This is a genomic window from Moraxella sp. 179-F 1C4 NHS (assembly GCF_045370505.1).
Lineage (GTDB): Bacteria > Pseudomonadota > Gammaproteobacteria > Pseudomonadales > Moraxellaceae > Faucicola > Faucicola tetraodonis.
Genome location: NZ_JBIQEC010000041.1, coordinates 1 through 9104, shown reverse-complemented (window position 1 = coordinate 9104; position 9104 = coordinate 1). Strand labels below are relative to the sequence as shown.

7 protein-coding genes and 1 pseudogene are annotated in these 9104 nt (G+C 42.9%); 6 read left to right on the top strand and 2 right to left on the bottom strand.

Annotation, left to right across the window (positions count from 1 at the left end):
* Positions 1–111 precede the first annotated feature (111 nt).
* Positions 112–1374 (bottom strand): aminopeptidase P family protein, encoded by a 1263-nt coding sequence (locus ACH0AB_RS11385; protein WP_313421984.1) that lies wholly within the window; start codon positions 1372–1374, stop codon positions 112–114.
* Positions 1375–1525: 151 nt separating this feature from the next.
* On the opposite strand from ACH0AB_RS11385, the gene ACH0AB_RS11380 reads away from it, so the two are divergent.
* Positions 1526–2476 (top strand): GlxA family transcriptional regulator, encoded by a 951-nt coding sequence (locus tag ACH0AB_RS11380; RefSeq protein ID WP_353479350.1) that lies wholly within the window; start codon positions 1526–1528, stop codon positions 2474–2476.
* A 58-nt stretch (positions 2477–2534) separates the two neighbouring features.
* Here ACH0AB_RS11380 and ACH0AB_RS11375 read toward each other — a convergent pair whose 3' ends face one another.
* Positions 2535–4466: an acyl-CoA synthetase gene (locus tag ACH0AB_RS11375; protein ID WP_353479349.1), complete on the bottom strand. Its 1932-nt coding sequence runs from the start codon at positions 4464–4466 to the stop codon at positions 2535–2537.
* A 179-nt stretch (positions 4467–4645) separates the two neighbouring features.
* Between ACH0AB_RS11375 and ACH0AB_RS11370 the strand changes: the two genes are divergently transcribed.
* From ACH0AB_RS11370 to ACH0AB_RS11350, 5 genes and pseudogenes are all read left to right on the top strand, one after another.
* Positions 4646–5998 carry a GntP family permease gene (locus tag ACH0AB_RS11370; RefSeq protein ID WP_406878224.1) on the top strand — a complete coding sequence of 451 codons (1353 nt, stop codon included), beginning with the start codon at positions 4646–4648 and terminating at the stop codon, positions 5996–5998.
* Between the two features lie 37 nt (positions 5999–6035).
* Positions 6036–7178 carry a glycerate kinase gene (locus tag ACH0AB_RS11365; protein WP_406878223.1) on the top strand — a complete coding sequence of 381 codons (1143 nt, stop codon included), beginning with the start codon at positions 6036–6038 and terminating at the stop codon, positions 7176–7178.
* A gap of 86 nt (positions 7179–7264) precedes the next feature.
* On the top strand, positions 7265–8554 hold the full coding sequence (locus ACH0AB_RS11360) for a vWA domain-containing protein (protein ID WP_406878222.1): 1290 nt from the start codon (positions 7265–7267) through the stop codon (positions 8552–8554).
* A gap of 217 nt (positions 8555–8771) precedes the next feature.
* A pseudogene (locus ACH0AB_RS11355) lies at positions 8772–8855 on the top strand (IS5/IS1182 family transposase); the annotation flags it as partial.
* A 166-nt stretch (positions 8856–9021) separates the two neighbouring features.
* A partial coding sequence (locus tag ACH0AB_RS11350; RefSeq protein WP_472797692.1) for a TerD family protein occupies positions 9022–9104 on the top strand: 83 nt, incomplete at its 3' end.

Here is a 9104-nt window from a genome sequence, read left to right as displayed (position 1 = left end):
CAGTATCATTTGTCGGTAGTCGGTTGAGTATGCCATTTTGTTATTGTAGCACTTCTATATTTCTTTAACTATAGTTTCCCCTTGGTTAGTAGTAAGTCATGCTAAAGTAAGCTAACTGATAATGTTATGCGCAGGACCATAGGCGAAGCCTGTGATATTGTCAGCGCCTGTTTCAGTTAAAACCAAAATATCATGTTCACGATAACCGCCTGCCCCTGCCATACCTTCTGGAATCATAATCATCGGTTCCATTGAGATGACCATATTTGGCTCAAGTACCGTATCAATGTCTTCACGCAGCTCTAAACCTGCTTCACGGCCATAGTAGTGTGACAACACGCCAAATGAGTGCCCATACCCAAAGGTGCGGCGGTCTAAAATGCCATATTCGGCATAGATTTTGTTGAGCTCTAAGGCGATATCACAGCAACGAACGCCAGGTTTGATGAGTTTTATGCCTTCTTCATGCACTTTGCAGTTAATTTCCCAATAGTTGAGCGTTGCCGTATCAGGTTCACCAAAATACAGCGTACGCTCCAGCGCCACATAGTAGCCTGCAATCATCGAAAAGCAGTTTAAGCTTAAAATATCATTGCGCTGCACTTTGCGATTGGTCACAGGATTGTGCGCGCCATCGGTGTTGATACCTGATTGAAACCACGTCCAAGTATCCATGAGCTCGACATGCTCAAAGCGTTGCCCGATTTCTCGTACCATCGCTTGCGTAGAGGCTAACGCTACCTCATACTCAGGAACCCCTTCATGCACGGCGTTGACGAGCGCTGCCCCACCAATGTCACAAACCTGTGCACCTTGCTTGATAAGGGCGATTTCCTCGGCTGATTTCACCATCCGCATTTTCATACAAGCTTGGCTGATATCGACAAATTCGACATTGGGCAAGGCGTCTTGTAGTTTTTTCAAACGTTCAATGGGTAAGTGATCGTATTCAATCCCCACTCTGCCTTTATTTTTGATTTTACTTGCGACGGCTTTAAAGTAGTTATCACGTTGCCAGTCGGTATAGACGATATTGTCATCGCCCATGGTACGTCGCCAAGGCTGTCCACCGTCGATATTGGCGGAGATAGTCACTACTTTGTCTTGGTCGATGACCAGACCATAGAAGCGTCCAAATGAGCAATATAAGAAGTCTGCGTAGTAGTTGATATTGTGATAGGAGGTGAATAACACGCTATCAATGTCGCTTTTTGCCATATAGGCTTTAAGCTTTTGTTGACGGTTTTGGTATTCTTGGGCGCTAAAAGTCGGCTTGACCTTCTCGCCATTTTTGATTTGGATTAAGCTTGGCATGCTAAGTGCAGTATCCAGGCTAGCCGCTTTATTTATCATATGTTCAACTGACTGATTCATTGTTTGCGCCTCACGAGGTTTAGGTTGATGTTAAGAAAATCTTTGCTCTCCACATCCCTCATCATACGCAAATTTAAAAATTCAGTTTTTCATAAGACGACATTTTTTTGATTAATTACGACAACACGGCTTGTCCATTCATACTATATTTATGACAGCGAATATTAAAAAAATTGGTTTTTTATTGATTGATGGCTTTACCATGATGGCTTTTAGCAATGTCATCGAGCCGTTACGAATGGCAAACTATGTCAGTAGTCAGCCCGTATATAGCTGGATTATTAGTGGTTTTGCAGGTCATCAGACCAGTGCCAGTAATGGGGTACAAGTCACTCATACCGCTGAAATCAAACATCTATTTGATTGTGAACTCGTGTTTATCTGCGGGGGCTATGAAGCCGAAAATTTAATGACAGACGCGCTAAAGGGGATTGTGGAGCGTTTAGCCGTTCGGGATATTGCGTTAGGGGGGCTTTGTACGGGGGCAATAGCGCTTGCGAATGCCGGGTTGTTAGCCAATCAATCAGCCTCGCTGCACTGGGAAAATGTTACGCTGGCTCAGGAACAATTTGGCAATGTCAAATTCTTAAACCATATTTTTACCATTGGTGATCGGCTCTACACCTGCTCTGGCGGGGTATGTGCGCTTGATATGACCCTGCACATCATTAAACAGCACTTTGGGCGAGAAATCGTTGAAAAAATTCAAGACATGTTTGTCATCACCGCTATCCGAGAGCCAGCGAGCATCCAACATCTACCCAAACCAAAAACCCTCAGTCATAGCTACGCCCATGTCATCGATGCTATCACGTTAATGAAAACCAATATCGAAGAACCGCTCACGCTAGCGGACATTGCTAAATATGTTGGCATCTCTGAAAGACAACTACAGCGGCAATTTGCCAAACAACTAGGGGTCTCACCCCAACAGTATTATCTTAATTTACGATTAGACTATGCTAAAAATCTACTCAAACATACCACCATGCCAGTGACCACCATTTCAATGGCAACTGGCTTTTTTAATTTGGCATCTTTTTCCAGAGCCTTTCAACAGCAGTTTAATATGTCAGCCAGTGATTTTCGAAAAACGCTATAAGGGTTAATGCGTCTTGTACCATCGCTTAATCAAGTGGTTGCTTTTATTATTTAAAAACCTATTCATCCCACTGCCAATGAATCGCCAATTGATCCAGCACGGTTTGGGCTTGTGGTTGATGTGACGCATCGCCATCTAGCTTGACTAGCACAACAAACCCATAAGTAGGGTCGTCTTTGCTGCTGACAGTAGCATTGATCTGATGGTGTTGCAGTAATTCACTGACAGCCATCACGGTCGCTTGACGTTTTAGTGCAGGTTTAAATACTTTACCCACTGCCGTTAAAGGTAATGCATCAATCACGTAGATGGCTTTAGGAATCGCCGCTTTTTCACCAATGTTTTGTTGGCAAAATTGCATGAGTTTGTCAGTGTCTAAGCTGACACCCGGCTTAGGGGCAACGAATAAAACAGGTAACTCGCCTGTATAGCTATCAGGCTTACCAATGGCAGCACAGCCGACTACCCCGTCATATTGATAAACCACCTCTTCTATCATTTTTGGGTCAATATTGTGTCCCCCACGGATAATTAACTCTTTTTTTCTACCCGTCAAGAAAAAGTAGCCGTCTGCATCTTGATAGCCCAAATCGCCTGAATTAAACCAAGTTTGATTGTCCGTGTCAGTTACCCAAATCCCTTGGTTTTGCTGCGCCAAATAATAGCCGACAAACATATTATCGCCGCGAATACAAATATTACCCACCTCGCCTGTGTTGGCAACTCGCACAAACTTGCCATTATCATCAAGCATCATCACTTGCATAGGCTGATACGGGAAGCGTAGCCCTATTGAACCAATTTTCTTCTCCCCAAATCTTGGGTTGGCTGAACTACCACAATTACCTTCCGTCATACCGTACGCTTCAATGATTTGTACCCCTGTTTGCTTTTCAAATTGTTTAAATACTTCTATCGGCATCGGGGCTGCGCCACACAAACAGTGCTTTAGACTCGCAATATCATGGTCGCCAACTGATAGATTTAATAATCCAGCAAAAAGCGTGGGCACACCACTAAAAAAGTTCACGCGATAATGCGCAATAATCGCCCAAAAATTTGCCATAACCCCATCGCCGCGATACCCCTCTGGCGAAATCAGCAGAATTTCACCACCCATCGATAACGGTAATAATCCTGTAACCATGACGGCATTGACGTGAAATAGGGGTAGTCCGCACAGCACGACATTGCCCTGATTTAGCATGTCATCACCAAACAATGCCCGTGCCTGTAAGACATTGGCGACTTCATTTTTATGATTACGCATAGCGATTTTGGGCATGCCAGTTGTACCACCGGTTCCAAAGAATGAAGACAGATCCTCAGGCACAATGGTACGGGGGTTAATTAATCTATCTTTGGGCTGGTTTGCAATCCCCGTGTAAAAATCATGATAGGTGACCGTCTCTGGTAACTGCTGTACAAATTCTTTACTTGCATCTGGCAAGGTTATATTAAGTTGATGGGCGAAATGATGAGCCATCGTCACCCCAATGATATGCTGCAAACTTGGGGTAAGCTTGGCGACCGCGATGGCCTTGTCCCAAAGCTGCGGCTTGTTATGTTGGCTTAGTATTGGCGCAAGCGTGATGAGTAGCGTGGCTTTGACTTCATTTAATAAGCCGGCAATCACAGAAGGTTCAAGCAATGGGTTAATCGGAAAAATAATACCCGTTGCCTCACCGCCCCAGATACAAAAATGGGTTTCGGGTAAATTTGGCAACAATATCGCAATGACCGTATCTTTATCCGCGCCCAACGAATAAAGCATATTGGCGGTTTGACGTATATATGCCAATAGCTCCCGATAGCTATAGCTTGTGCTGTGTTGATACTGCGTAGCATTTAACACAAAGGTAAGGGCTTTTTCATCGCCAAACTGAGCTTCGCTCTCACATAGCATCTGATAGGTGCTGCTAGGCAGGTTTAAAGGAAAATTTTGCTCATATTGCTCTAGGTCATCCTGATTTTTTATTTGCTGGTTCATCGTGTCAAAGTCCTTTTTATTGTTAAATTAAGTATCGCAATACTTTGAAATCATTTTTAGAAATAATACGGTATGTCAGTCAAAAGTTCTGGTATTGTTTCGTACATATTTGCTACAGTTAGCTGATGTGATGGACAAACTCAGTTAACTCATGAAACTACGGGAAAAAGGATGTTCCGATGATTGTACTTTGGCTTGCTATTGTTATTATCTTTATTATTGTTGCCACCGCAAAATTAAAATGGCACCCGTTTTTGGTGTTGATTCTTTCAGCATTTTTAGTCGCACTGTTTTATCAAGTTCCTATTGCCACTGTGCCTAAGACGATTGCCGAGGGCTTTGGGAATATTTTAGGTTATATTGGCTTGGTCATCGTATTTGGCACAATTATTGGACTTATTTTAGAAAAGACGGGTGCTGCAATCGTGATGGCAGAAACCGTAATTAAGCTACTTGGCGAACGGTTCCCAACATTAACCATGTCAATTGTCGGCGCTGTGGTGTCGATTCCTGTATTTTGCGACTCGGGATTTGTGATTTTAAATTCACTAAAAGAATCATTGGCGAACCGTTTAAAAGTTTCTAACGTCGCTATGAGTGTTGCGTTAGCAACGGGTCTTTATTCCACGCATACTTTTGTACCTCCAACCCCCGGCCCTATTGCTGCCGCAGGTAATCTTGGTCTGGAAACCAATCTTGGCTTAGTCATCGGTATGGGTCTATTGGTGTCGGTAGTGGCGGTAACCGCAGGTTGGTTATGGTCCCAGCGTTTTTTAAAGGCTATTCCTGAGGCAGACAATCCATTGATGTCAACTGACAAAGCCGCAGTGATGCAAGCGCGTGAGCAATATGGTCAGCTGCCATCAGCCACGATGGCATTTTTACCGATTATTGTGCCCATTATATTGATATGTCTGGCGTCTATCGTAGCATTTCCTTCTAAACCATTGGGCAGTGGATTATTGGCTCAACTATTAGGCTTTGTTGGTCATCCACTTTCCGCTTTACTTATCGGTCTGTTTTTATCGTTTTTACTCATTAAAGGCAATAATAAAAGTCAACTAATTAGCGATAGTATCGCTGAGGGCTTAACGGTAGCGGCGCCAATTCTGCTGATTACCGGTGCTGGGGGCGCCTTTGGTGCTATGTTAAAAGCCACATCGGTAGGTACTTATTTGGGTGAAACGCTGAGTAGTTTGGGTCTAGGTATTTTGATGCCTTTTATCGTTTCTGCGGCACTCAAAACCGCTCAAGGGTCAACCACGGTGGCATTGGTAACCACCTCCGCTTTAGTCGCACCGATGTTAGGGCAAATTGGGATGGACAGTGATATGGGGCGAGTGCTTTGTGTCATGGCAATTGGGGCAGGCGCGATGACCGTATCACATGCCAACGATAGCTATTTTTGGGTTGTTAGTCAGTTTAGTCGTATGAGTGTACCACAAGCCTATAAAGCACATACTGTCGCTACAGGTATCCAAGGTGTCGTTAGCATGGTGTTTATCTGGTTATTATCGATTATTCTGCTTTAAGTCACACATTTCATGAAATAATTTTAGGAAAAGTACCGTGAAAATTATTATTGCCCCAGATTCATTTAAAGAAAGTCTAACTGCCAGTGAAGTGTGTGATGCCATTGAGACAGGATTTACCACTGTTTTTAAAGAGGCTGACATCATTAAAATCCCAATGGCAGATGGTGGTGAAGGCACGGCTGCTGCGCTTAAAGAAACGCTGTCTGGCGAATGGCAACGTATCATTGCACATGACCCTTTGATGCGCCCGATTGAGGCAAGCTATGTGCTACTGCCCAATCAAACTGCCATTATTGAGATGGCAAGCTGTGCTGGCTTGCACCTGCTGACACAATCAGAGCGAGACCCAAGTATCACGACCACTTATGGCGTGGGTGAAATGCTACTTGATGCGATTGATAAAGGCGCAAAACATATTATCCTTGGTATCGGTGGCAGTGCCACCAATGATGCAGGTACAGGTATGCTAAAGGCCTTGGGCTATCGTTTCTTGGATTCACAGCATCATGAGCTTGTGCAAGGTGGTAAAGCTTTAGCGGCATTGGCGTTCATTGATAACCATGCAGTTAACGATAAAATCGCTGATATTAGTATTACCGTCGCCTGTGATGTGACCAATCCATTATGTGGCAAACTCGGTGCTAGCCATGTGTATGCCCCGCAAAAAGGGGCGACGCTAGACGATATCGTTATTTTAGATAATGCCCTTAGCCATTTTGCCAATATTGCTAGCCGTCAAAATTTCCCCGATAATCGTAATGAAGCAGGCGCGGGTGCCGCAGGCGGTTTGGGTTTTGCGTTAATGACGTTTTTATCGGCAACACTGACAGGCGGGTTTCAGTTGGTAAGTGAATTTAGTAATCTTGAGCAAATGGTTCAGCAAGCAGATTTGGTCATCACCGGTGAAGGGAAGATGGATTTTCAAACGTCCATGGGCAAAGTGGCATCAGGCGTGCTATCAATTGCCAAAGCAGTTAATGTGCCCGTTATCGCCATTTGTGGCGTAGTCGATGACCCCCACAGCCATTGGAAAGACGATGGTTTTACAATAGCGATTCCCAGTATTCAAACTTTAAGCTCGCTTGATGAGGCACTTGCTTTAGCAAAACAGAATGTTGAAAAAACTGCCTATAATATCGCGATGGCGATGCACTTGGGTCAACAATTAAACCGTTAATATTTAGCCCTATAAAGATGCTCGCCTATTAATTAGTTGCGCTAATAAAATAACAATGACCAACAACGATAAATAAGGATTTACAGATGCAACTTATTCGTGGACAAAAACTTAAACTATCAGATGTATTAAATAATCCGCTGAGTTTTAGCTTAGCAACTACTCCACCAAGCAATTTAAACTTAGACATCGCACTGTTTGGTTTAGACAGTGAGGGTAAGCTTAGCGACGAAGCCTACATGATATTTTATAACCAGCCCCAAAGCCCATGCGGTAGCCTAAAGCTCACCCAAAATGATGATCAAATAGTCAGCTTTGATGTCAATTTGACCACTTTAACCCCGCAAATTGAACGCTTGGTATTAACCTTAACCATTGATGGTCATCAAACCATGGCACAGTTGCCAGCAATGGCAATCAACTTGCAATCTCAGCAGCAGACAGTCGCAAGCTTTCCAATTAACGGCAGTATGTTTCAGCAAGAAAAGGCATTAATGGCACTGGAGCTTTATAAAAAAGATAATATTTGGCGCTTGAATGCAGTGGGACAAGGTTTTAATGGTGGGTTGGCAGCCTTAATCAAGCATTTCGGTGGTGAAGTGGCGGAAGAAGCGCCTACCCAAGCCGCACCAACTACCCCACAACTATCCAAAATTGATTTAAAAAAGAAGATTTCCTTAGAAAAAGCAGAGAAAACAGGTAACGCCAGTATTATTGATTTAACCAAAAAGTCACTGGTACAACTGGAAAAGAAAAACCTACTTGATGTACAAGCACGTGTCGCTTTAGTGCTAGATGCCTCAGGCTCAATGAACCATCAATATCATAATGGGGATGTGCAAAAAGTGGTTGATCGTCTTATGCCACTGGCAATTAACTTTGACAATGACGGTAGTTTTGAATGTTGGGCATTTGCTCAATATACCACGCAGCTTGATGATGTCACTTTAACCAATGTAAATCAATTTATTCAAACAACCAAGCGAGGTTGGCGCAACTGGCAGGTGGGCGCAAGGATCAATCAGGAGATACCGGCGATTGAAGCAGTGATTAACTACTATCAGCAGTTTGACGATGGTATCCCTGTATATGTGTTGTTTATTTCCGATGGTGGTGTGGGCAGTGGCCGGCAAATGCAAAAGGTTTTAACGCAGGCAGCAACGCTACCCATTTTTTGGCAGTTTGTTGGAATTGGCGGTCGCAATTATGGGGTGCTTGAAAAACTCGATGATATGGCAGGCCGTATTATTGATAATTGCAATTTTTTCGAGCTAGAGCGTATCACCGGTATCAGCGATGAGCGCTTGTATGAGCTGCTATTAGAAGAGTTCCCCAGTTGGTTAAATGAGGCTAAATTAAAGAGAATTATGCGATAGAAATCTAATCACTAAACTTACCATTTTCGAGCCCTTTTCTGAATTTGAAAATTTTGAGCAATTTGTCGCTCGTCAAAGACGCTTAAAACATACCTAATTATTCTCAATCGGTGATAATAGTCAGCCATTACCCTTGACCTTTTTTGCCAATTTAGCAACGATGCTGTTGGATAGTTGACTTGAAAAACATGCCTTTAGCTTTCATAGCTTCGCTACACGGCGATTAGTCAAGTCGCTTTTAAATACGAGCCTTCAATTTACCAGTCTCGCTTTCGTTGCTTTATTATTGAAAAAGTTGTGAACAGGTTATTACTTAATTCATTTTTAAGTTTCTAAAAAAATATGATGATTAAAGCATTAAAATAACGAATAGAACTTTGACTTTATACAGATAATTGTTTAATTTGATAGAGAAAAATATTATCAAATAAATTTGGATAATACATAATATAGTATAGGAGAGCCAAATGGCCATTTCACTTAATAAAGGCGGTAACTTATCCCTGTCAAAAACAGATCCTACCCTAACACGGTTATTAATTGGTCTAGG

Bases quoted from the DNA above. Each gene is read 5' to 3' on its own strand.
- ACH0AB_RS11385 (WP_313421984.1), bottom strand. From the start codon at position 1,374: ATGAATCAGTCAGTTGAACATATGATAAATAAAGCGGCTAGCCTGGAT.
- ACH0AB_RS11380 (WP_353479350.1), top strand. From the start codon at position 1,526: ATGACAGCGAATATTAAAAAAATTGGTTTTTTATTGATTGATGGCTTT.
- ACH0AB_RS11375 (WP_353479349.1), bottom strand. From the start codon at position 4,466: ATGAACCAGCAAATAAAAAATCAGGATGACCTAGAGCAATATGAGCAA.
- ACH0AB_RS11370 (WP_406878224.1), top strand. From the start codon at position 4,646: ATGATTGTACTTTGGCTTGCTATTGTTATTATCTTTATTATTGTTGCC.
- ACH0AB_RS11360 (WP_406878222.1), top strand. From the start codon at position 7,265: ATGCAACTTATTCGTGGACAAAAACTTAAACTATCAGATGTATTAAAT.